We start from the raw sequence: 22,349 nt of genomic DNA on the forward strand, positions 1-22,349 counted from the left end.
ACGGGCACGGCGAGGAGCGAAAGGCACCGGCGGCGGACACCGGTCCGGCGAGCAGCGACGCGCGGCCGCAGGAGCCGCGCCCGACGCCCGCTTCCTCGACCCGTGCCGCGAGCGCGGACCACAAGACGCGGGAGCACCCGAGGACGCCGGAACACCCGGGAAAGCCGGACCACGCCCGCCCGACAGCACGACCAGGGCACGGGACGGACCCGATGCGGCCGCACACCGCGCCGAGCAGCAGGTCGCGCGGCCCGGAACGCGAGGCATCTGCGGACACCGGTCCGACAGGCAACGCAGCGCCGCCCCACGCCCCCCGCCCGGTGCCCGCGTCCCCGCCCGGGGACGCGAGCGCAGGCCACACCAAGCGAGAGCGCCCGAGGACGCCGGAACACCCGGGAAAGCCGGACCACGCCCGCCCGACAGCACGACCAGGGCACGGGACGGACCCGATGCGGCCGCACACCGCGCCGAGCAGCAGGTCGCGCGGCCCGGAACGCGAGGCATCTGCGGACACCGGTCCGACAGGCAACGCAGCGCCGCCCCACGCCCCCCGCCCGGTGCCCGCGTCCCCGCCCGGGGACGCGAGCGCAGGCCACACCAAGCGAGAGCGCCCGAGGACGCCGGAACACCCGGGAAAGCCGGACCACGCCCGCCCGACAGCACGACCAGGGCAGGGGACGGACCGGAACGGCGAGGAAGGCGAGGCACCCGACCACGCCCGCCCGGCAGGGCGACCGGGGCACGGAACGGACCCGATGCGGCCGCACACCGCGCCGAGCAGCAGGTCGCGCGGCCCGGACGGCGGGCGGGCGCGGCCGCAGGACACCCGCGGAGCCGGGACCGGAGCAGGCGGCCCCGTCTCAGGGTGGGGCTACTCCCCCTGGCTGCACCGGACCGCGGTCCGGCCCGGCGAGGCCCCCGCCTCCCAGGGCCGCACCGTTCCCCCCGCTCCCGCTCACGGCGTGTACCGTGCGCGGATCGAGGGGCTGCTGCTCGGGCTGGCCGCCGGTGACGCCGCCGGCTGGCCCGCCGCGCGGCACCGGGCCGCGCGGATGCCGGAGTGGACCCGGCGTCTCACCCGTGAGCTCGACACGTTCGCCGAGCAGAACGCCACGACCACGCTCCCGGTCCCGATCGCCCTCAACCAGCCCCCGGAGCCGCTGCGCCTGGGCCCGTCCGACGACGCCGAGTGGGCCGCGTTCGCCGCCGAGACGGTGCTCGCCTCCGCGGGTGAGCGGTTCGACGGGCTCGACCCCGGCCGCCGTGTGCGCGCCGCCGTCGATCTCGCCTGGAACGCGCTGGCCGGGAAGATCGCCGCGGCGGAGGCCCGCGCCCCCGAGGTCGAGGCGGCCGTGCCTCCCCTCCGTGCCCGGATCTCCGTACGCGCGGGCCTCGGCAATCTCGCCACCGGGCTGCGTCCGCCCGCCACCGGCCACGACAACCCGCACTACTTCGACGACGCCGCCTGTGTGCGGGCCGCCGTGCTCGCCGTCATCCACCCGGGCGATCCGGGGGGTGCCGCCGACCTCGCCGAGTTCGACGCCCGCTACACCCAGGACGGCGACGGGGTGCACGGCGCCCGCGCCATGGCGGCCGCCGTCGCCGCGGCGCTCGGCGGTGCACGCGTGGACGCGGCCGTCGACGCCGCCCTCGCCGAACTCCCCGAGGCCACCGAGATCGGCCGCAACGCCCGGCACGCCCTGGCGCTCGCCCGCGACGCCGAGGACGCCTTCTCCCTCGTGCCCCTGCTGGAGCACCAGATCGTCGACCACGTCTACAGCTACGGCATCGCCGCCGCCGAGACCGTGCCCGTCGCCCTCGCCCTGGTCACGGCGGCACGCGGCCGGATGGGCGGGGCCCTCCCCGCCGCCGCGTGCCTGTCCCGCGTCGCCGACTCGGCGCCCGCCCTCGCCGGAGCGCTGACCGGGGCCCTCGGCGGCGGCACGACCGTGCCCGCGGCGTGGCGCGACGCCTGCCGCACCCTGGCCGGCTGCGTCCTCCCCCGCCTCGCGGGAACCGACCTCGTCGAACTCGCGGGCCAGCTCGCCCACATGATCCGACCGCCCGCGGGTTCCCCCGTGACTCCGGACGCCCCGACGAGCACCGCACAGCCGGTGGCGGCGGCTCGCCCGTCCTCCCCCGCGGCCACCCCCGCGCGGGGCGCCGGCCGCGCCACGGGCCCGTAACTCGCCTCTCCCGGGCGCGAATCCCCGACGCGGCCTGCCTCACCCGCGCCCACCCCGGGTGGACAATTCCGACATGACACTCTCAGCGCACCCGGTCGCCTCACTCGACGACCGGATCACGGGCTCCCTCGTCGGCGCCGCGGTGGGCGACGCGCTCGGCGGGCCGGTCGAGGGATACACGCCGGAGCAGATCGCGGAACGCCACGGCGGCCGCGTCCAGGGCATCGTCGGCCCCTGGCACGGCGAGGACTGGCGCACCGCCCGCCCCATCGCGCCGTACCACAAGGGCGACGGGCACGTCACCGACGACACCCTGATGACGCACGCCCTCGTCCGCGTCTACGGCACCGTCCGGGACCATCTCGACGCGTACGCCGTCGCCGACCACCTCGTACCGGACCTCGTCTCCACACCCCGCTGGATCCCCGAGCTGGAGGCCGAGGCGCTGCCCCTGCAGCGGGTGTTCCTCGCCGAGAAGTGGCTCGCCGCGCGGCTGCACTACGGCCATGTCGACCCGCGCGAGGCCGGGACCGGGAACATCGTCAACTGCGGTGCGGCCATGTACATGGCTCCCGTCGGCCTGGTCAACGCCGCCAACCCGGCCGCCGCCTACGCGGAGGCCCTGGACGTGGCGGGCGCCCACCAGTCCTCGTACGGGCGGGAGGCCGCGGGCGTCCTCGCCGCCGCGGTCGCCGCGGCCTGCTCACCCGGCGCGAGCCCGGAGTCCGTCGTCGAGACCTGCCTGTCGCTCGCCAAGGACGGCACCCGCTCGGCGATCGAGGCGGTGGCCGAAGCCGCCTCCCGGCACAGCGACTTCGAGTCCGCGCTCCGCCCCCTCCGTGAGGCGGTCGCGCCCTTCGACACCGTGGGCCCCGACTACCGCGCACCGTCACTGGCCGCCCGCCGCCCCTCACGGCTGCACTCCATCGAGGAACTCCCCATCGCGCTGGGCATGCTGCTCATCGGCGACGGCGACTACCGCAGGACCGTGCTGGGCTCCGTGAACTACGGCCGGGACTGCGACTCGATCGCCACGATGTCCGGGGCGCTCGCGGGCGCGCTGTACGGCGAGGAACCGGTGCCGACCGACTGGGTGAAGACCGTCGCCGAGGCCAGCCGTCTGGACCTGCACGCCCCTGCGCGCACCCTCACGGAGGTCGCCTACGAGGTCTTCGCCCGTGACACCCGGCGCCGGCGGGTGCACGAGGCGGCCTTCGCCCGGCTGACGGACGCCCGGTGAACCTCCGGCTGACCTGGGTCCAGCCCGAGGACCTGGTGGGCCACGAGCTCCGCCAGGCCACCGAGGACGGCCGCGACGCCTCGGCGGTCGCGCACCGCTGGCGTACGGCGGGCGGCACACCGGCCCCGACGGCCGCCGGCGCCTCGCCCCGGCCCGCCGGTCCCCGGCTGAGGACGCTGGCGATCCGGCTGCTGGACGAACTGGACGCGCTCCCCGTCCCGTTCGCCGACCGCGAGCCGACGGACCTGGCGGCCATCCGCGCGGCGTGCCCCGACTGGCCCGCCTCCCGTTCGCCGGAGGGGCCGCGGGCCAGGACGGACGGCCGGCAGGAATGGGCACCCGCCGGCGGGCCGGACGACCGGCCGGAGGGGGCATCCTCCGACGGGCACGACGAGCCGGTGCTGCGGCGGTTGCACGCCGCCTGGCTCGGCCGGGCCGCCGGATGCCTGCTCGGCAAGCCCGTGGAGAAGCTCCCCCTGCACGCCATCCGCGCACTCGCCCGCGCCACCGGCAACTGGCCGCTCTCGCACTGGTTCACCGCCAAGGGCGTGCCTCCCGGACTGCTGGCGGCCCACCCGTGGAACCGCCGGTCCGCCCCCACCTCGCTCGCCGAGAACATCGACGGCATGCCCGAGGACGACGACCTCAACTACCCGCTGCTGAACCTGCTCCTCCTCCAGCGGTACGGACGGGGCTTCGCCACCGCCGACGTCGCCCGGCTCTGGCTGGACGAACTCCCCGCGGGCCGCACCTTCACCGCCGAGCGGGTCGCCTACCGCAATCTCCTCCACGGCCTGGAACCGCCGGAGACCGCGACCCGGCACAACCCCTTCCGGGAGTGGATCGGCGCCGCGATCCGCGCCGACGTGCACGGCTGGACCCACCCGGGGGACCCGGCCGCCGCGGCCGAACAGGCCCACCGGGACGCGGTGCTCACCCACACCGCGAACGGCGTGTACGGGGCCATGTTCATCGCGGCCGCGCTCGCCGTCGCGGCCGGCGGCGGCGCCGACGTGCACATGTGCCTGCGTGAGGGGCTCCGTGTCGTACCGCCCCGGTCACGGCTCGCGGAGGCCGTGCGCCACGGTGTCGCCACGGCCGCCGCGCACGACGACTTCGACACCGTCGTGGACCGGCTGCACGACGCGCACGGCGCCTACCACTGGGTGCACGTCGTCCCCAACGCCGCCCTGCTCGCCGCCGCGCTCACCCACGCGGACGGCGACTTCACCGGCGCCGTCTGCCGTGCCGTGTCGGGCGGCTGGGACACGGACTCCAACGGCGCCACCGCCGGTTCGCTGACGGGGCTGCTCGCCGGCCGCCCCGACCGCCTGCCCGAGCGCTGGACCGCCCCGCTCAAGAACCGTCTCACCACTACGGTCGCAGGGTTCGACGGCATCGGCTTCGACTCGCTCGCCCGCCTCACGTGCGACCGCATCACTCTCCGGGAGGACCCGCACCCATGACCGGCATCGTCGTGCTCGGCAGCACCAACATGGACCTCGTCGCCTACGTCCCCAGGGCCCCGCGGCGCGGGGAGACCGTGACGGGACGGGAGTTCCGCACCGTCCCCGGCGGCAAGGGCGCCAACCAGGCCGTGGCCGCGGCACGGGCCGGCGGTGAGGTGGCGATGATCGGCGCCATCGGCACGGACGACTTCGGCGTCGTGCTGCGGGAGACGCTCGAGCACTCGGCGGTCGACACCGATCTGCTGCGCACCGCGGAGGGGCCGTCGGGAACCGCGCACATCGTGGTGGACGACGAGGGCGGCAACGCCATCGTCGTCATCCCCGGCGCCAACGGGACCGTGGACCACCTCACCCCCGGCGACGAGACCGTCATCGGCGCCGCGGACGCGCTGCTGCTCCAGCTCGAACTCCCCCTCGCCGGGGTGGTCGCCGGTGCCGAGGCCGCCCGCCGGCACGGAGTACGGACCGTCCTCACCCCCGCGCCCGCGCAGCCCCTGCCGCCCGAACTGCTCGCGGTCACCGACCTGCTGGTGCCGAACGAGCACGAGGCCGCCCTCCTCACCGGAATCACCGACCCGCGGGCGGCGGCCGAGGCGCTGCTCCGCCAGGTGCCGCAGGTGGTGATCACGCTCGGCGCGGCGGGCAGCCTGTACGTGGCCCGTGACACCGAACCGGTCGCCGTCCCGGCACCCCGGGTACGGGCCGTCGACACGACGGCCGCCGGGGACACCTTCGTCGGCGCGCTCAGCGTGGCCCTCGTCGAGGGCCGGCCGATGGCCGAGGCGATGGCCTGGGCGTCCACCGCGGCGGCGCTGTCCGTGCAGCGCCCCGGCGCCTCGTCCTCGATGCCGTACCGCCCCGAGATCGACGCCGGCCGGCTGGAGGGCGTCACGGACGGCTGAGCCCGGCGCGGTCCGTCCGCCGAGGCCCCGCACGGCCCGGTCCCCGCGGCGGGGTGCCGGCCCCGGACCCGGCGCCCCGGGCCCGCCGTCCCACACCCGGGCCAGGCGAGCGCCTTCGCGGAGGGCCGCAGCCGCACGACCCGCACACGCCTCACCCGCACACCCCCGCCGACCCCGCCCGCACGCCCACGCACCCCGACCCGAGATCACCCATCGCACGACCGCACCCCGCCCCGGGACCCGCACACGCCTCACGCGCACACCTCCCGCCGAGCGCGGCCCGACCCCCACGCACCGCACCCACCGCACGAGCCCCGACGAGCCGTACCGCACGTCCCGTCGTCGCCGCACGCACACCGCAGGAGACTCGCAAGGAGCCCCCATGCACGACCCCGACGCCGATGGTGTCGCCGCCCGCCAGACCGACCCGGCCGGCGCGCCCACCACGGGCGGACCGCTCGCCGGGCTGCGCGTCCTCGACATCGCCACCCTCTTCGCCGGGCCGCTGGCCGCGACGATGCTCGGCGACTTCGGCGCCGATGTGATCAAGGTCGAGCACCCCCGCAGACCCGACCCGTCACGCGGCCACGGCCCCGGCAAGGACGGCGTCGGGCTGTGGTGGAAGCTGCTCGGCCGCAACAAGCGGACCATCACTCTCGACCTCTCCACGCCCGGTGGCCGCGAGACCCTCCTGCGGCTCGCCGCCACCGCGGACGTCGTCGTCGAGAACTTCCGCCCCGGCACGCTGGAGCGGTGGCAGCTCGGCTGGGACGAGCTCAGCGCCGCCAATCCCCGGGTGGTGCTGGCCCGCGTCACCGGCTTCGGCCAGTTCGGCCCGTACTCCCACCGGCCCGGCTTCGGCACCCTCGCCGAGGCCATGAGCGGCTTCGCCGCGATCACCGGCGAGCCGGACGGCCCGCCCACGCTGCCGCCTTTCGGCCTCGCGGACTCCATCGCGGCGCTCGCCACCGCCTACGCCGTCATGACCGCGCTCACCGCCCGTGCCTCCACCGGCCGCGGCCAGGTCGTCGACATGGCCATCATCGAGCCCATCCTCACCGTGCTCGGGCCGCAGCCCATCTGGTACGACCAGCTCGGCTACGTCCAACCGCGCACCGGCAACCGGTCCCGCAACAACGCCCCCCGCAACACCTACCGGGCGGCCGACGGCTCCTGGCTCGCCGTCTCCACGTCCGCGCAGTCCGTGGCCGAACGCGTGATGCGGCTCGTGGGGCGTCCGGAGCTCACCTCCGAGCCGTGGTTCGCGTCGGGCAGCGGACGGGCCGAGCACGCGGACGTGCTCGACGAGGCCGTGGGCGCCTGGATCGCCCGCCACACGCGGGACGAGGTCGTCGCCGCCTTCGACAAGGCCGAGGCAGCGGTCGCCCCCGTCCACGACGTACGGGACGTCATGGAGGATCCCCAGTACCGGGCGCTGGACAGCGTCACCGAGGTCCCCGATCCGGAACTCGGCCCGATCCGTATGCAGAACATCCTCTTCCGCCTCTCCGAGACCCCTGGTGGCATCCGCTGGGCCGGTCGGCCGCACGGCGCGGACACCGACGCCGTGCTGGGCGAACTCGGGCTCACCCCCGGCAGGATCGCCGCCCTGCGCAGCGAAGGCGTGCTATGACCCCGCTCACCTGGTTGTACGCCCCCGGGGACCGCCCCGAGGTGGTCCGGAAGGCCCTCTCCTCGGGTGCAGACATCGTGATCGTCGACCTCGAGGACGCGGTCGCCCCGCACCGCAAGGCGTACGCCCTCGCCGCCACCGTCGAACTGCTGTCATCCCCCCAGCCCGTGCCGGTCCACGTCCGCATCCACGCGGAACGGGACATCGCCCCGCTGGCCCCCCTGCCGGGCCTTGCGGCGCTGCGCATCCCCAAGGTGACACACGCCACCGACATCCGGGTCCCGGCGAAGCTGGCCCCCGGGAAGGGGCTGTACGCGCTGCTGGAATCCGCGGGCGGGGTGGAGCACGCCTACGCGATCGCGACGGCCGACCCCGCGGTGCGCGGCATCGCGCTCGGCGAGGCGGACCTCCGGGCCGACCTGGGCGTGCGGAACGACACCGGACTGGACTGGCCGCGCAGCCGTGTGGTCGTCGCCGCCCGTGCGGCGGGTCTGCCCCCGCCGACGCAGTCGGTGTTCCCGGACATCCGCGACCTGGACGGACTGGCGGCGTCCTGCGCCCACGGCCGCTCCCTGGGCTTCCTCGGCCGGGCCGCCATCCATCCCCGGCAGCTCCCGGTGATCGAGCGCGCCTATCTGCCCAGCCCCGAGGAGGTGGAGGCGGCGGAGGAGATCGTCAAGGCGGCGGCGACGGACGCGGGCGCCCTGGCACTGCCCGACGGCCGCTTCGTGGACGCGGCCGTCGTCGCCGCGGCCCACCGCACGCTCTCCCTCACGGGCCGCGACGGCGCGTGACGGGCCGTCGCGGTAGAGCGGCCGGCCGGGGGCCGGGCGCGGAACGCCCTGTGCGGAGCCCCGGCTCCGGTCAGCTTCTGTTCGCGGACCCGGAGTCGGCCGGGTCGCCCTCGGCGTCCTTGTCGAGCGACGGGGCCCCGGAGGCGGAGTCCGCCGCCTTGCCCTGCTGCACCGCGGCGGGCTCGACGATCTCCTCGCGGCCCGGACGGACGCGGGCGGAGACCACGATGTAGACCACCGCCAGGACGAAGACCACGATCGCGGTCCAGACGTTCAGCCGGAGGCCGAGGACGTGGTGCGCCTCGTCGACCCGCATGTACTCGATCCAGGCCCGGCCGGCGCAGTACGCGGCGACGTACAGCGCGAAGGCGCGTCCGTGTCCGAGCCGGAAGCGGCGGTCGGCCCAGATCACCAGCAGTGCGACACCGACGCACCACAGCGACTCGTAGAGGAACGTCGGGTGGTAGAGGCCGGCCTCCCGATTCGCGCCCTCGCTGATCTCGAGGGCCCACGGAAGGTCGGTGGGCTTCCCGTACAGCTCCTGGTTGAACCAGTTGCCCCAGCGGCCGATCGCCTGCGCGAAGGCGATGCCGGGTGCGATGGCGTCCGCGTACGCGGGCAGCGGGATGCCCCGGCGGCGGCAGCCGATCCACGCGCCGACCGCGCCGAGCGCGATGGCGCCCCAGATGCCGAGGCCGCCCTCCCAGATCTTGAACGCGTCGACCCAGTTCTCACCCTCGCCGAAGTACAGCTGGTAGTCGGTGATCACGTGGTACAGACGGCCGCCGACGAGACCGAAGGGGACGGCCCACACGGCGATGTCGGCCACCGTGCCGGCTTTGCCGCCGCGGGCGATCCAGCGCTTGTTGCCGTACCAGACGGCCACGAAGACACCGATGATGATGCAGAAGGCGTAGCCGCGCAGCGGAAGCGGTCCGAGGTGGACGACACCCGTGGACGGGCTGGGAATGTAGGCAAGGTCCATGGCAGGTCCGACGCTACCTTGCCGGGCCCCGGGCACGGCAAGCGACCGCGCAACGTCTGCATAACGAGCCCCTGGTCCGCGGCCCCGGTCCGGTGGCACGTCCGCCCGGAGGGGGCCCGGCCCGTCCGCAGGGGCGACACCCCGCGCGGGGTGGGGCGGACGGCGTACGGCGCGGACACGCGGGCATGGCGGACCGGACGTACGGCGCGGACACGTACGCGCACCCACGCGGACCCGTTCCGGCACCGGGACACCCCGACACGCCGGTGGGCGTCCCCCGGCCGTGCCGCGGACCGCCCATCCGGGAGCGTCTGCCGTCAGGAAGCGGCCGGGCTCGGCTGCCCCGTGGCCGGCTTCTTGCCCTTGTTGGCCTCGGCGACCCACTTCCGCAGGTTCTCCGGGCTGATCTGCTCCTTGCCCTTCTGCGGGAAGACGGACTCGCCGTTGAGCAGCACCGTGGGGGTGCCCCGGAAGTTCTGCTCCTGGAAGGCCTGACCGGACTTGTCCACCCAGCCGTCGTGCTTGCCGGACTCCACGCAATCCGTGAAAGCGGGGGTGACGAGACCGGGCACCTTGCCCGCGAGCTCGATCAGCCGCTTGTTCTCGCCGAAGGCGTCCTCGGTCTCCGGCGGCTGGTTCTGGTAGAGCACGTCGTGGTACTCGACGAACTTCCCGGCGTCCTGCGCGCACGCGGCCGCGTTCGCCGCGCGGTGCGAGCCGTTGCCGCCCATGCCGCCGTCGATGATCGTCGCGAGGTGGTACTCGACCCTGAGCTGACCCGAGGCGGTCAGGTCGTGGATCGTGTCCCTCATCACGTTCTCGAACTGGGCGCAGGCCGGGCAGCGGAAGTCCTCCCAGACCGTGAGCGTCGACGGCGCGTCGTCGGCGCCCGCCGGGAGGGCGAGCGCGTCCTCGCCCTGTGCGCCGCTCGGGGCCACCACCGGACCGTCGGCGGCCGAGCCCTCGTCCTTGCCCCCGCCGCCCGCCGCGATCACGCCGACGACCGCGGCCAGGCCCAGGACGCCGACCACGGCGGCGGACACGATCAACAGGCGCCGTCGCTTCTCGCGGGCCTTCTGCAGCTCGCGATCGCGCATGAGCCGCTCGCGCGCGGCCCGCCTTCCGTCTTGGTTGTTCTCGCTCACGACCACAGCAACGAACCGGGGAGGCGCTCATGCGCCTCCCCGGTCCCATGTCCACCCGGACGGGTGAGCCGGTCCGATCAGATCCTTCGTTCCACGACCGGACGGCCCCCGTCGGTCACCGCTTGCGGACGCCCTCCGCGAGCTCGGCCGCCAGCGCCCGCACCGCCGCGATTCCGGCGGCGTGGTCGTCGGCGTCGAGCAGCCGCTTGACGAACGCCGAGCCGACGATCACCCCGTCGGCGAAGCCCGCGACCTCGGCGGCCTGCTCGGCGTCGGAGACGCCCAGGCCGACGCACACGGGCATGTCGGTGGTGGCGCGGGTGCGTCCCACCAGGTCCTGGGCCTGGGCGCCGACGGACGCACGAGTGCCGGTGACGCCCATCAGCGAGGCGGCGTAGACGAAGCCCGAGCCCGCGGCCGTGATCTCGGCGAGCCGCCCGTCCCTGCTGCTGGGCGCGACGACGAAGACCGTGGCGAGCCCGTGCTTCTCGGCGTGCTCGCGCCACAGGGCGGACTCCTGGACCGGCAGGTCCGGCAGGATGCAGCCCGCGCCGCCCGCCTCGGCGAGCTCGGCGGTGAAGCGCTCGACGCCGTACCGGTCGATGGGGTTCCAGTACGTCATCACCAGCACCGGCTTGCCCGTGGCCTGGTGGGCCTCGCGGACGGTGCGCATCACGTCGGCGATCCTGACGCCGCCGCGCAGGGCGATGTCGTCGGCGGTCTGGATGACCGGTCCGTCCAGCACGGGGTCGCTGTGCGGCAGGCCCACCTCGACGATGTCGGCGCCGCCGTCGAAGACGGCCTTGATCGCCTCGATGCCGCCGTCGACGGTCGGGAAGCCGGCCGGGAGGTAGGCGACGAGGGCGGCCCGGTCCTCGGACTTCGCCCGCGCCAGGGTGTCGCTCAGCAGTCGGATGTTGCCGCTCACTTGGCGTCCCCCTCGATCTCCGCGACCTCGCCCGTGGCGTCCGCCTCGACGACGGCGTCCGTGCCGGCGGCGCCGTCCTTGTCGTACAGCCCGAAGTAGCGGGCGGCGGTGTCCATGTCCTTGTCGCCCCGGCCGGACAGGTTGACCAGGACCAGTCCGTCCTTGCCGAGCTCCCTGCCGAGTTCGAGGGCGCCGGCCAGCGCGTGCGCGGACTCGATGGCCGGGATGATGCCCTCCGTGCGGGAGAGCAGCCGCAGCGCCTGCATGGCGGCGTCGTCGGTCACCGCCCGGTACTCGCCGCGGCCGGTGTCCTTGAGGTACGAGTGCTCCGGGCCGATGCCCGGGTAGTCCAGGCCGGCCGAGATCGAGTACGGCTCGGTGATCTGTCCCTCGTCGTCCTGGAGGACGTAGCTGCGCGAGCCGTGCAGGATGCCCGGCTCGCCCGCGGTCAGGGTGGCCGCGTGCTCACCGGTCTCCACGCCGTGGCCCGCGGGCTCGCAGCCCACCAGGCGCACGCCCTCGTCCGGGATGAAGGCGTGGAAGAGGCCGATGGCGTTGGAGCCTCCGCCGACACAGGCGACGGCGGCGTCCGGGAGACGGCCCGTGCGCTCCAGGATCTGGCGCCGGGCCTCGACGCCGATGACCCGGTGGAAGTCGCGGACCATCGCCGGGAAGGGGTGCGGGCCCGCGACCGTGCCGAAGAGGTAGTGGGTGCGGTCGACGTTGGCGACCCAGTCGCGGAACGCCTCGTTGATGGCGTCCTTCAGGGTGCGGCTGCCGGACTTCACCGGCACCACCTCGGCGCCGAGCATGCGCATGCGGGCGACGTTCAGGGCCTGGCGCTGTGTGTCGATCTCGCCCATGTAGATCGTGCAGTCGAGGCCGAAGAGGGCGCAGGCGGTGGCGGTGGCCACGCCGTGCTGGCCGGCGCCGGTCTCGGCGATGACCCGGGTCTTGCCCATGCGCCGGGTGAGCAGCGCCTGCCCCAGCACGTTGTTGATCTTGTGCGAGCCGGTGTGGTTGAGGTCCTCGCGCTTGAGGAAGACCCGCGCGCCGCCCGCGTGTTCGGCGAAGCGGGGCACCTCTGTCAGGGCGCTGGGGCGGCCGGTGTAGTGGACGAGCAGCTCGTCGAGTTCGGCGGCGAAGGCCGGGTCGGACTTGGCCTTGTCGTACTCGACCGCCACCTCGTCGACCGCGGCGACGAGCGCCTCGGGGATGAACTTGCCGCCGAAGTCGCCGAAGTAGCCGGCGGCGTTCGGCACCTGACCCTCGGGGTCGGGAACGAAGTATTGACTGGGCATGCCAGAACTCCTCGTGTGGGTGAGCCGAAGAGAAATGAGTGATGACGTCCGGTGCTGAGCGTTGCGCTCAGCGACGCCATCGCATGCCGTTGACCTGGCCGGGCTCGTCCCCGATGACGTACCTGACCCGTCGTCCGTGCACCCGCCGGGCCGGGGCGCGGCAGCCGCGCGGGCGGCAGCCGCGTGCCAGTGGTGCGTGCGGCACACGCGTCCCGCTCGGGCGAGGGCGACTGAGCCGAAGGGGCACGTGGGCGTCGAAAGGGAGAACGCGCGGAGACCCCGAGGCACGAGGGACCGAGCACGACCGACCGTCGAGGCACACCGAGGCGCCCCGGAGGCGAACCGAGCCCGAACAAGCCACGGGAGGTCAGTCCCTCCCCTGCCGCAGCGCCGGGTGGGCGCCCGCGGCGACCAGATCGGCCACGGCGGCCTTCGGGTCCCGGCCGGTGACCAGGGACTCCCCGACCAGCACCGCGTCAGCGCCGGCGTTGGCGTACGCGATCAGGTCGTGGGGCCCGCGGATGCCGGACTCGGCGACCTTGACGATTCCTGCGGGAACCTCGGGGACGACCCGTTCGAAGGTGGAACGGTCGACCTTGAGCGTCCTGAGGTCACGCGCGTTGACACCGATGATCTTGGCTCCGGCGTCCACGGCCCGCTCGACCTCGTCCTCGTCATGGACCTCGACGAGCGGGGTGAGCCCGATCGACTCGGCGCGCTCGATCAGGGAGACGAGGGCCTCCTGGTCGAGGGCGGCGACGATCAGCAGGGCCAGGTCGGCGCCGTACGCACGGGCCTCCCACAGCTGGTACGACGTGACGATGAAGTCCTTGCGGAGCACGGGGATGTCCACCCGGGCCCGCACGGCTTCCAGGTCCTCGAGCGAGCCGCCGAAGCGGCGCTGTTCGGTGAGGACGGAGATGACGGCCGCACCGCCCGCCTCGTAGTCGGCGGCCAGTCCGGCGGGGTCGGCGATCGCGGCGAGCGCGCCCTTGGAGGGGCTGGAGCGCTTCACCTCGCAGATGACCTTCACGCCGTCTCCGCGCAGCGCGGCGACGCCGTCCTTGGCCTGGGGCGCCTTGGCGGCACGCTCCTTGAGCTCGTCGAGGCTGACCCGCGCCTGCCGCTCTGCGAGGTCGGCGCGCACGCCTTCGATGATCTCGTCGAGCACACTCACGCGAGCGGCCCCCTTCCGGGAGGTTGGATGATGGATCACTGTCGGCAATCCCGATGGTATCCGGATGCGGGCGATGGCTCCGCATCCGGTTGACCACCCGTCCCACTACCTGGGATTTCTTCCCCGGATCAGGGCGCGAGTCCCGAGCCGAACGGCAGGTTCCGGACAACGGTGAACACGGCGAGGAGCGCGCCGAGACCCCACCACCAGGCGGGCCCGAGCGTGATCCGGACCGGTTTCGCCCCGGCCGCGCGGACGATCCACCCGGCCCAGAGCACGGCGAAGAGCAGGTACCCGGCGACGGCGAGGGCGTTGGCGCCGAAGGCGGTCCCCAGGTCTCCGTGGATGAAGGCATGGGCGCTGCGCAGCCCGCCGCAGCCCGGGCAGTAGATCCCGGTGAACCTCAGCAGGGGGCAGACGGGGTAGTGACCGGGCTCGTTCGGGTCGACGGCGCCGACGTAGGCGAAGGCCCCGGCCACGACGGCCATCGTGGCCAGAGGAGCGGCGAGGCGGCGGCGCAGCGGCGGGGGTGCCGGTGGCGGCCCCTGGCGGTGGTACGGGGGCACGGGCGCCGGTACGGGCTCGGGCCCCGGCACGACAGGCGGCCCCGACACGGCGGACGCTCCCGGTGCGGGGGTGGCGGCAGGCATGGCTTCCACTCCGCGATTGTCCCCGGTCATGCGCAGAGGCGCAGCCCGGGCTCGCCGGGCCGCGCCTCTGGCGGGGACGTCTGCGGTCAGGAGGCCGTCGCCTCGGCCGCCACCGGCTGCGCGGCCGGGGTGCGGGCCGGGACGGGCACGGCGGACTCCTTCTGTCCGAGGCCCGCGGCCTTCATCGCAACACCGACGACACCGCCGAGGAGTACCACGCCCATGCCGGCCCAGAACCCGAGCGGGTTTGCGGCCACCATGAAGACTCCCGAGATGCAGAAGCCGATGAAGGAGATGGTGACGCCGGTCCAGGCGGCCGGGGTGTGTCCGTGGCTGCTGCCCGCCATGAAGTGCTCCTCGTTGGTGTTGCGCTGGGGGGTGAGTCGGATGCTCTCGTCCCATTGTCCCGTACCCGTGGGGCTGCCGGGACGTGGGGGTCGTCACTGATCGCGGAGGGAGGTCTCAGCGGTCGCCGGTGGGGTCCTCGCCCCGGTCCAGGGCCTTCCACAGTTCCTCGGGCCGGTCCGGGTCGGCGTCCGGGCGGCCTCCGCGCGGGGCGCCGCCCTCGCGCTCGTAGCGGCCGGACATCGCCGGCCAGGAGGAGCCGTACCGCAGGGCCAGCAGCCCGGCCGCGAGGATCAGCAGTCCCGCGGCGGCGGTCACGTACGGCCAGGCCGTGTGGGTGAGGCCGTCGATGGCCGCGGCCGTGTCGCCCGTGGTCTGCCGGGCCTTCTCGTCGAGCGCCGTGGAGTCCGAGGCACCGAGGAAGGCGGCGGCCGCGGCCCCGGCCCCGCTCAGCGCGAGCAGGGCGGAGACGATCACACGGCCCGCCCGGCGGACCGCGAAGACGGCGACGAGGGCGGCCAGGCCGACGACGGCGAGGGCGGCCGGGAGCCCGGTGACGTCGCGGCCGTCCGCTTCCAGCGGCACGCTGCCGGCCCCGACCGCCGCCGTGCCCCCGGCCCAGGTCTGCCCGGAGGCGAGGAGCACCGCCGCGGCGCCGACGGCGCCGAGGAACAGGGCCGCGGCGAGGCTGCGCCGGCCGCTCGCGGCCGCACGGGCCGCCCGCTCGGGCTCGGCACCGGAATGGGGTACGGGTACAGCAGTCACGTCCCCCACTATTCCTTACGCGTCCGCCCGCCGTTCAACCGGTTCGCGGTGTGCACGGCACGCAGCACCGCGGCCGCCTTGTTGCGGCACTCGGCGTCCTCGGCGTACGGGTCCGAGTCGGCGACGATCCCCGCCCCGGCCTGGACGTGGGCGGTCCCGTCGCGGAGCAGCGCCGTGCGGATGGCGATGGCGGTGTCGGAGTCGCCCGCGAAGTCGAGATAGCCGACGGCGCCGCCGTACAGTCCCCGGCGCGAGGGCTCCAGTTCCTCGATGATCTGCATCGCGCGGGGCTTGGGGGCTCCGGAGAGGGTGCCTGCGGGGAAGCAGGCGGTGAGCACGTCGAAGGCGGTACGGCCCTCGGCGACCCGGCCCGTCACCGTCGAGACGATGTGCATGACGTGCGAGTACCGCTCGATCGACATGAAGTCGACGACCTCGACGGAGCCGGGCTCGCAGACCCGGCCCAGGTCGTTGCGGCCGAGGTCGACGAGCATGAGGTGCTCGGCGCGCTCCTTGGGGTCGGCGAGCAGTTCGTCGGCGAGCGCCTGGTCCTCCTGCGGGGTCGCGCCGCGCGGGCGCGTACCGGCGATGGGGTGCACCATGGCGCGCCCGTCCTCGACCTTGACCAGTGCCTCCGGGCTGGAGCCGACGACGTCGAAGCCGCCGTCCTCGTGGGGGAGGCGCAGCAGGTACATGTACGGACTGGGGTTGGTGGCCCGGAGCACCCGGTAGACGTCGAGGGCGCTCGCCTCGCACGGGGTCTCGAACCGCTGGGAGGGCACGACCTGGAAGGCCTCGCCCGCCCGGATGCGCTCCTTGACGTCCTCGACGGCGGCCCGGAAGTCCTCGCCGCTCCACATCGACCCGGTGTACGGGGGCAGCTCGGAGGGCGGGAGCGCGAGCGGCGGGCTCTCGACCGGCCGGGCCAGGTCGGCCTCCATGGCGTCGAGGCGGGCGACGGCGTCCGCGTAGGCCTCGTCGACGCCGGTGTCGAGGTCGTTGTGGTTGATCGCGTTGGCGATCAGCAGCACGGAGCCGTCCCAGTGGTCGAGGACGGCCAGGTCGGAGGTGAGCAGCATGGTCAGCTCGGGGAGCCGCAGGTCGTCCCGGCCGTGGTCCCCGATCCGCTCCAGCCGGCGGACGATGTCGTAGCCGAGGTAGCCGACCATGCCTCCGGTGAACGGCGGCATGCCCTCGTCGAGGTCCTGCCGCGGGGTGTGGAGGGTCTCGACGGTCGCCCGGAGGGCCTTCAGCGGGTCGCCCGCCGTGGGGACGCCGACGGGCGGGGTGCCGAGCCAGTGCGCCTGCCCGTCGCGGACGGTGAGGGTCGCGGCGGACCGTACGCCGATGAAGGAGTACCGGGACCACGACCCCCCGCCCCCGCCCCCGACGGTGTGGGAGGTGCCCCCTTCGGCGGACTCGAGGAGGAAGGTGCCGGGGCGCTCGCCCGCGAGCTTGCGGTAGAGGCCAACCGGGGTGTCGCCGTCCGCGAGGAGGCGCCGGCTGACGGGGATGACGCGGCGGTCCGCCGCCAGCTTGCGGAAGGTCTCGGGATCCATGGCGTACGACCCTACTGGCCCAGGGGGAGCACGTCAGCGTCGAAGCAGGTGCGGTCGCCGGTGTGGCAGGCGGCACCGATCTGGTCGACCTTCACGAGGACGGTGTCGGCGTCGCAGTCGAGGGCGACGGACTTCACGTGCTGGACGTGACCGGAGGTGTCGCCCTTGACCCAGTACTCCCGGCGGCTGCGGGACCAGTAGGTGGCGCGTCCGGTGGTGAGGGTGCGGTGCAGCGCCTCGTCGTCCATCCAGCCGAGCATCAGCACCTCACCGGTGTCGTACTGCTGGGCGATGGCCGGGACCAGGCCGTCGGCGCTGCGCTTGAGGCGGGCGGCGATGGCGGGGGCGAGTGCGCTGGGAGTGCTGCTCATGCCGCCATTGTGCCGCGCCGGCGGGGTCGTTACGGGTGTCCGTCCACTGGGCGGACCCGGCGGGCCGGTCGTAGGCTGGCGGCCATGTCGACCCATGCGAAGCGTGAACGACTTCTGCTCGCCGACCTGCTGGAGGCGGCGGGCCCGGACGCCCCGACGCTGTGCGAGGGGTGGAACACGCGGGACCTCGCGGCCCATGTCGTGGTGCGCGAACGGCGCCCTGAGGCCGCGGGGCTGGTGGTGGGGCCCCTGAGGAGCAGGCTGGACCGGGTGCAGGCGGAGTTCGCGGAGAGGCCGTACGAGGAGCTGATCCGGCTGATCCGCACGGGCCCGCCGCGGCTCTCGCCGTTCGCGATCAAGCCGCTGGACGAGGCGTCCAACACGGTCGAGTTCTATGTGCACGCCGAGGACGTGCGGCGGGCGCAGTCCGACTGGACGCCCCGGGAGCTGGACCCGGTGTTCGCGGACGCGCTCTGGTCCCGGCTGGAGAGGTCGGCCCGGCTGCTGGGCCGGAAGGCGCCGGTGGGGCTGGTGCTGCGGCGCCCGAACGGCCAGACGGCGGTGGCGCACCGCGGTGCCCCGGTGGTGACGGTGACCGGTGAGCCGGGTGAGCTGACCATGTACGCCTTCGGCCGGCAGGACGCCGCGCACGTGGACGTCGAGGGCGACAAGGAGGCGGTCGACCGGGTCGGCAGGACCCAGCTGGGCATGGGCTGACCCGGGGGCGGGCCGTCGGGCCGTGCGGGGTCGAGCCGGGGCTGCCGCCCCGCCGCAGTCGCGCCGTGGGGTCGGGGGAGCGGACCGCCGTCACCACCGACGGGAAGTCCGCCACCGCCGCAGCGGTCGCCGTCGTCTGCCGGCGCGCCGTCTCCTCGGCCTGCGCGCGTCCGTCGTCAGTGGCCGCCGGGGGCGGGGTGTCCGGGAGCGAGGGCCCCGGCGATCCCGTTCATGATCGTCTGTGCGGTGTTGCCGTCCGGGGTGTCGTTGCCCTTGGTCGTGGCGACGGCGATGGCGAGCCGTTCGGCGGGGAGGTAGGCCTGGACGGCCGCGTATCCGGAGAACGAGGGGTTCGTCAGGATCCAGTCGTTCATGACCAGGACGCCGAGCCCGAAGTGCTCGGCCGCGGTGTTCTTCAGGCACACCGTGGCGGGGCAGGTCTTCGTCGCGCCGCCGAGCCCGACCGTGCCCGGGTCGAGCTGGGTCCGGAACGCGGCGGGTGACAGCAGTTCGCCGGTGCCGACCGCCTCCGCCGAGCGGGCCAGGTCGCAGATGTGGGTGGTGAGGACGGCGCCGGGTGCCGTGGTCCAGGACGGGTTCCAGAAGGTGGACTCCTCGTAGGGGCCGCGCTCCTTGGTGAAGGCGTGCAGCACCGGCGGCTGGATCTCCGGGGTGAAGGCGTTGCGGGTGTCGGCGAGTCCGAGCGGGCCCATGACGCGCTGCCGGAGCAGCTTGTCGAGCGGTGTGCCGCTGATCTTCTCCAGGGCGGCGCCGAGCAGCACGAAGTTGGCGTGCGAGTAGCTCCAGCCGGTACCGGGCTCGTACCGGAGAGGGTGGGCGGCCGGGTAGGCGACCAGTTCCTGCGGCGTCCAGTGCCGGAACGGGGCCGCCTCCAGTGCGGCGAGGAACTCCGGGTCGGTGACGTAGTCGTGGAGGCCCGAGGTGGAGCTGCCGAGCATGCGCAGGGTGATCTCGTCGGCGTGCGGGGCGTCGGGCAGCCAGCGGGACAGGGGGTCGTCGAGGCCGGCCTTCTTCTCGTCCACCAGCTGGAGGAGGACGATGCCCATGTGGACGATGGCGACGGAGCCCGCGCGGAAGTGCATACCGGGCCGGGCGGGAACGCCGGTCATCGACTCGCCGAGGCCGGCCGTGAGGACCTCCTTGCCGTCCCTGGTGACGCGCACCAGCACGGAGTTGAGGTGCTGCCCGGTCTTGACCCGGTGGGCGATGTCCAGCGCCTCGCGCGCCTCCCCGCCCCTGGGCGGCGGCGACGCGACGCACGGTCGCGCGGTGCCGGTGGCGCGTCCGGGGTCGGCGGCTGCCGTGGCCGGACTCGCGGCGACGAGCGCCCCCGCGAGAAGCAGCATCGCCGGACGGGACGGCCTCATAACGGCACTATGCGCGCGAATACGCCGCGACGCCCGGTGGGGCGGGAAGCCGCTGCCCACCCTTCGGACAGGCTGCCCGAAGGGTGGAACCGAGGCGATCAGCGGACGGGGTGGCCCGCCTCGCGCAGCGACTGCTTGACCTGGGAGATCCGCAGATCACCGAAGTGGAAGACGGACGCAGCGAGCACCGCGTCCGCCCCGGCCGCGATGGCGGGGGCGAAGTCACCGAGCCTGCCCGCGCCGCCGGAGGCGATGACCGGGACCGTGACGTGCTTGCGTACGGCCTCGATCATCCGGGTGTCGTAGCCGTCCTTGGTGCCGTCCGCGTCCATCGAGTTGAGCAGGATCTCGCCCGCGCCCAGCTCGGCCGCGCGGTGGGCCCATTCGACGGCGTCGATTCCGGTGCCGCGTCGGCCGCCGTGGGTGGTGACCTCGTAGCCGGAGGGGGTGACGGTGCCCTCCGGGGTGCGGCGGGCGTCGACGGACAGCACCAGCACCTGGCGGCCGAAGCGCTCGGCGATCTCGCGGATCAGCTCGGGCCGGGCGATGGCCGCGGTGTTGACGCCCACCTTGTCGGCGCCGGCCCGCAGCAGCTTGTCGACGTCGTCCGCGGAACGGACCCCGCCGCCGACCGTGAGCGGGATGAACACCTGCTCGGCGGTGCGGCGCACGACGTCGTACGTGGTCTCCCGGTTGCCGGACGAGGCCGTGATGTCCAGGAAGGTCAGCTCGTCGGCCCCCTCCGCGTCGTACAGCTTGGCCATCTCGACGGGGTCGCCGGCGTCGCGCAGGTTCCGGAAGTTGACGCCCTTGACGACCCGGCCGTTGTCCACGTCGAGGCAGGGGATGACGCGTACGGCGAGGGTCATGCCGTCTCTCCTCGGTACGCCTCGACCTCGACCTCGACGACCAGCCGCGGGTCGACGAAGCCGGAGACGATCAGCATCGACGCGGCCGGGCGCACGGCGCCGAACAGCTCCTTGTGGGCCCGCCCGACCTCGTCGACGTCCCGGGCGTGCGTGAGGTACATCCGGGTGCGCACGACGTGCTCGCTGCCGAGGCCGAGCTCCTTCAGCGCGGCCAGCGCCGCGTTGAAGGCGTTGACGGCCTGGTCGTACGGACCGCCGTCGACGACCGAGCCGTCCACGACCGACGTGCAGCCGGACACCAGCACCAGGCCGTTCGGCAGTTCGACCGCGCGGGAGTACCCGAAGGCGTCCTCCCAGGGGCCGGCGGAACCGACGCGTCGAATGTCGTCACTCACCGGACACCGCCTCCAGGGCCTCTTCCAGGGTGAACGCCTCGGCGTACAGCGCCTTGCCGACGATGGCGCCCTCCACACCGATCGGGACGAGACCCGCGAGCGCGCGCAGGTCGTCGAGGGAGGACACGCCACCGGAGGCGACGACCGGCTTGTCGGTGGCGGCGCAGACGTTGCGCAGCAGCTCCAGGTTGGGGCCCTGGAGAGTGCCGTCCTTGGCGATGTCGGTCACGACGTACCGCGCGCAGCCCTCGGAGTCGAGCCGGGCCAGGGTCTCGTAGAGGTCGCCGCCGTCACGGGTCCAGCCGCGGCCGCGGAGGGTCGTGCCCCGTACGTCCAGGCCGACCGCGATCTTGTCGCCGTACTCGGCGATGACCTTGGCGACCCACTCGGGGGTCTCCAGGGCGGCGGTGCCGAGGTTGACCCGGGTGCAGCCGGTGGCGAGGGCGGCGGCGAGGGACGCGTCGTCGCGGATGCCGCCGGACAGCTCGACCTTGAGGTCCATGGCCCCGGCCACCTCGGCGATCAGCTCCCGGTTGTCGCCGGTGCCGAAGGCGGCGTCCAGGTCGACCAGATGCAGCCACTCGACGCCCGCGCGCTGCCAGGTGAGGGCGGCCTCCAGCGGGGATCCGTAGGAGGTCTCGGTGCCGGACTCGCCGTGGACGAGACGGACGGCCTGGCCGTCGCGGACGTCGACGGCGGGGAGGAGTTCAAGCTTCTGAGCCATGATCAGAGGGTCTCGATCCAGTTGGTGAGCAGCTGGGCGCCGGCGTCGCCGGACTTCTCGGGGTGGAACTGGGTGGCCCACAGCGCGCCGTTCTCGACGGCCGCGACGAACGGCTCGCCGTGGGTCGCCCAGGTGACCTTCGGAACCGCCATGGCCGTGCTGGTCACCTCGAAGTCCCACTCGCGCACGGCGTAGGAGTGCACGAAGTAGAAGCGGGCGTCCTCGTCCAGGCCGGTGAACATCTCCGAGTCCTCGGGGGCCTTGACGGTGTTCCAGCCCATGTGCGGCACGACCGGGGCGTTCAGCGGGCCGACGACACCGGGCCACTCGTCGAGCCCTTCGGTCTCGACGCCGTGCTCGATTCCGCGCTCGAACAGGATCTGCATGCCCACGCAGATGCCCATGACGGGCCGCCCGCCGGAGAGCCGGCGGTCGACGACCCAGTGGCCGCGGGCCTCCCGCAGCCCCGCCATACAGGCGGAGAAGGCGCCGACGCCGGGCACGAGCAGCCCGTCGGCGTTCATGGCCCTGTCGAAGTCGCGGGTGATCTCGACGTCGGCGCCGACGCGGGCGAGGGCGCGCTCGGCGGAGCGGACGTTGCCGAAGCCGTAGTCGAAGACGACGACGTTCTTCCGTTCGCTCATGACCACACGTCCAGTCGCAGGACGCCGGCGGCGAGGCACATCGCGGCGCCGACCGACAGCAGCGCGATCAGGCCCTTGGGCATCTGCTGCTTGGCGAAGGAGATGATGCCGCCGATCAGGAAGAGACCGACGACGATCAGAACCGTGGAGAGACCGTTCACG

Annotated in this window: 24 protein-coding genes; 7 read left to right on the forward strand and 17 right to left on the reverse strand. The window is 74.1% G+C overall.

Going from position 1 to position 22,349, the window contains the following annotated elements; all coding sequences use genetic code 11:
• Window positions 1-755 precede the first annotated feature (755 nt).
• The 6 genes from QRN89_RS08365 to QRN89_RS08390 all read left to right on the forward strand — a co-directional run bounded on the left by QRN89_RS08365 (window position 756) and on the right by QRN89_RS08390 (window position 8,224).
• Window positions 756-2,186, forward strand: a complete 1,431-nt coding sequence (locus QRN89_RS08365) for an ADP-ribosylglycohydrolase family protein (RefSeq protein WP_290348714.1) — start codon at window positions 756-758, stop codon at window positions 2,184-2,186.
• A gap of 73 nt (window positions 2,187-2,259) precedes the next feature.
• On the forward strand, window positions 2,260-3,426 hold the full coding sequence (locus tag QRN89_RS08370; protein WP_290348715.1) for an ADP-ribosylglycohydrolase family protein: 1,167 nt from the start codon (window positions 2,260-2,262) through the stop codon (window positions 3,424-3,426).
• A complete protein-coding gene (locus tag QRN89_RS08375) occupies window positions 3,423-4,892 on the forward strand; it encodes an ADP-ribosylglycohydrolase family protein (protein ID WP_290348716.1) in 1,470 nt (489 codons plus the stop codon). The genes QRN89_RS08370 and QRN89_RS08375 overlap by 4 nt, the downstream gene beginning before the upstream one ends.
• Window positions 4,889-5,797 (forward strand): ribokinase, encoded by a 909-nt coding sequence (gene rbsK, locus QRN89_RS08380; RefSeq protein WP_290348717.1) that lies wholly within the window; start codon window positions 4,889-4,891, stop codon window positions 5,795-5,797. Before QRN89_RS08375 ends, rbsK begins: the two co-directional genes overlap by 4 nt.
• A 382-nt stretch (window positions 5,798-6,179) precedes the next feature.
• Window positions 6,180-7,430, forward strand: a complete 1,251-nt coding sequence (locus QRN89_RS08385; RefSeq protein WP_290348718.1) for a CaiB/BaiF CoA transferase family protein — start codon at window positions 6,180-6,182, stop codon at window positions 7,428-7,430.
• Window positions 7,427-8,224 (forward strand): HpcH/HpaI aldolase/citrate lyase family protein, encoded by a 798-nt coding sequence (locus tag QRN89_RS08390; protein WP_290348719.1) that lies wholly within the window; start codon window positions 7,427-7,429, stop codon window positions 8,222-8,224. The genes QRN89_RS08385 and QRN89_RS08390 overlap by 4 nt, the downstream gene beginning before the upstream one ends.
• Before the next feature lie 70 nt (window positions 8,225-8,294).
• On the opposite strand, the gene lgt is transcribed toward QRN89_RS08390, so the two are convergent.
• From lgt to hisI, 11 genes are all read right to left on the reverse strand, one after another.
• On the reverse strand, window positions 8,295-9,209 hold the full coding sequence (gene lgt / locus QRN89_RS08395) for a prolipoprotein diacylglyceryl transferase (RefSeq protein WP_290348720.1): 915 nt from the start codon (window positions 9,207-9,209) through the stop codon (window positions 8,295-8,297).
• A gap of 317 nt (window positions 9,210-9,526) precedes the next feature.
• The gene (locus QRN89_RS08400) at window positions 9,527-10,354 is read right to left on the reverse strand and encodes a DsbA family protein (protein WP_290348721.1); all 828 of its coding nucleotides are present in this window, start codon (window positions 10,352-10,354) and stop codon (window positions 9,527-9,529) included.
• Between the two features lie 115 nt (window positions 10,355-10,469).
• The gene (gene trpA / locus QRN89_RS08405) at window positions 10,470-11,282 is read right to left on the reverse strand and encodes a tryptophan synthase subunit alpha (RefSeq protein WP_290348722.1); all 813 of its coding nucleotides are present in this window, start codon (window positions 11,280-11,282) and stop codon (window positions 10,470-10,472) included.
• The gene (gene trpB / locus QRN89_RS08410) at window positions 11,279-12,583 is read right to left on the reverse strand and encodes a tryptophan synthase subunit beta (protein WP_290348723.1); all 1,305 of its coding nucleotides are present in this window, start codon (window positions 12,581-12,583) and stop codon (window positions 11,279-11,281) included. The genes trpA and trpB overlap by 4 nt, the downstream gene beginning before the upstream one ends.
• A gap of 67 nt (window positions 12,584-12,650) precedes the next feature.
• Entirely contained in the window at window positions 12,651-12,830 is a 180-nt protein-coding gene (gene trpM / locus QRN89_RS35790; protein ID WP_399010096.1) for a tryptophan biosynthesis modulator TrpM, read from the reverse strand.
• A gap of 120 nt (window positions 12,831-12,950) precedes the next feature.
• A complete protein-coding gene (gene trpC / locus QRN89_RS08415; protein WP_138055880.1) occupies window positions 12,951-13,760 on the reverse strand; it encodes an indole-3-glycerol phosphate synthase TrpC in 810 nt (269 codons plus the stop codon).
• A gap of 128 nt (window positions 13,761-13,888) precedes the next feature.
• Window positions 13,889-14,410 (reverse strand): DUF2752 domain-containing protein, encoded by a 522-nt coding sequence (locus QRN89_RS08420; protein WP_290353622.1) that lies wholly within the window; start codon window positions 14,408-14,410, stop codon window positions 13,889-13,891.
• 86 nt (window positions 14,411-14,496) lie between these two features.
• Window positions 14,497-14,757 carry an HGxxPAAW family protein gene (locus QRN89_RS08425; protein ID WP_290348724.1) on the reverse strand — a complete coding sequence of 87 codons (261 nt, stop codon included), beginning with the start codon at window positions 14,755-14,757 and terminating at the stop codon, window positions 14,497-14,499.
• Window positions 14,758-14,872: 115 nt separating this feature from the next.
• On the reverse strand, window positions 14,873-15,529 hold the full coding sequence (locus QRN89_RS08430; RefSeq protein ID WP_290348725.1) for a TIGR02234 family membrane protein: 657 nt from the start codon (window positions 15,527-15,529) through the stop codon (window positions 14,873-14,875).
• Window positions 15,529-17,079 (reverse strand): anthranilate synthase component I, encoded by a 1,551-nt coding sequence (locus tag QRN89_RS08435; RefSeq protein WP_290348726.1) that lies wholly within the window; start codon window positions 17,077-17,079, stop codon window positions 15,529-15,531. The genes QRN89_RS08430 and QRN89_RS08435 overlap by 1 nt, the downstream gene beginning before the upstream one ends.
• 11 nt (window positions 17,080-17,090) lie before the next feature.
• Complete coding sequence (gene hisI / locus QRN89_RS08440; protein WP_290348727.1) at window positions 17,091-17,450, reverse strand: phosphoribosyl-AMP cyclohydrolase; 360 nt, start codon at window positions 17,448-17,450, stop codon at window positions 17,091-17,093.
• An 84-nt stretch (window positions 17,451-17,534) separates the two neighbouring features.
• Here hisI and QRN89_RS08445 point away from each other — a divergent pair, with 84 nt between their 5' ends.
• A complete protein-coding gene (locus QRN89_RS08445; RefSeq protein WP_290348728.1) occupies window positions 17,535-18,167 on the forward strand; it encodes a TIGR03085 family metal-binding protein in 633 nt (210 codons plus the stop codon).
• A gap of 176 nt (window positions 18,168-18,343) precedes the next feature.
• Here the strand turns inward: QRN89_RS08445 and QRN89_RS08450 are convergent, their stop codons facing one another.
• From QRN89_RS08450 to QRN89_RS08475, 6 genes are all read right to left on the reverse strand, one after another.
• Entirely contained in the window at window positions 18,344-19,534 is a 1,191-nt protein-coding gene (locus QRN89_RS08450; protein ID WP_290348729.1) for a serine hydrolase domain-containing protein, read from the reverse strand.
• Window positions 19,535-19,653: 119 nt separating this feature from the next.
• Complete coding sequence (hisF, locus tag QRN89_RS08455) at window positions 19,654-20,424, reverse strand: imidazole glycerol phosphate synthase subunit HisF (RefSeq protein ID WP_290348730.1); 771 nt, start codon at window positions 20,422-20,424, stop codon at window positions 19,654-19,656.
• Entirely contained in the window at window positions 20,421-20,819 is a 399-nt protein-coding gene (locus QRN89_RS08460; protein ID WP_290348731.1) for a Rid family hydrolase, read from the reverse strand. The genes hisF and QRN89_RS08460 overlap by 4 nt, the downstream gene beginning before the upstream one ends.
• Complete coding sequence (gene priA / locus QRN89_RS08465; RefSeq protein WP_290348732.1) at window positions 20,812-21,543, reverse strand: bifunctional 1-(5-phosphoribosyl)-5-((5-phosphoribosylamino)methylideneamino)imidazole-4-carboxamide isomerase/phosphoribosylanthranilate isomerase PriA; 732 nt, start codon at window positions 21,541-21,543, stop codon at window positions 20,812-20,814. Before priA ends, QRN89_RS08460 begins: the two co-directional genes overlap by 8 nt.
• Window positions 21,544-21,545: 2 nt before the next feature.
• Window positions 21,546-22,187: an imidazole glycerol phosphate synthase subunit HisH gene (gene hisH, locus QRN89_RS08470; protein ID WP_290348733.1), complete on the reverse strand. Its 642-nt coding sequence runs from the start codon at window positions 22,185-22,187 to the stop codon at window positions 21,546-21,548.
• On the reverse strand, window positions 22,184-22,348 hold the full coding sequence (locus tag QRN89_RS08475) for a CG2302 family histidine operon protein (protein WP_269730958.1): 165 nt from the start codon (window positions 22,346-22,348) through the stop codon (window positions 22,184-22,186). Before QRN89_RS08475 ends, hisH begins: the two co-directional genes overlap by 4 nt.
• Window position 22,349: the final 1 nt, after the last annotated feature.

It is taken from the genome of Streptomyces sp. HUAS CB01, from assembly GCF_030406905.1.
Lineage (GTDB): Bacteria > Actinomycetota > Actinomycetes > Streptomycetales > Streptomycetaceae > Streptomyces > Streptomyces chengbuensis.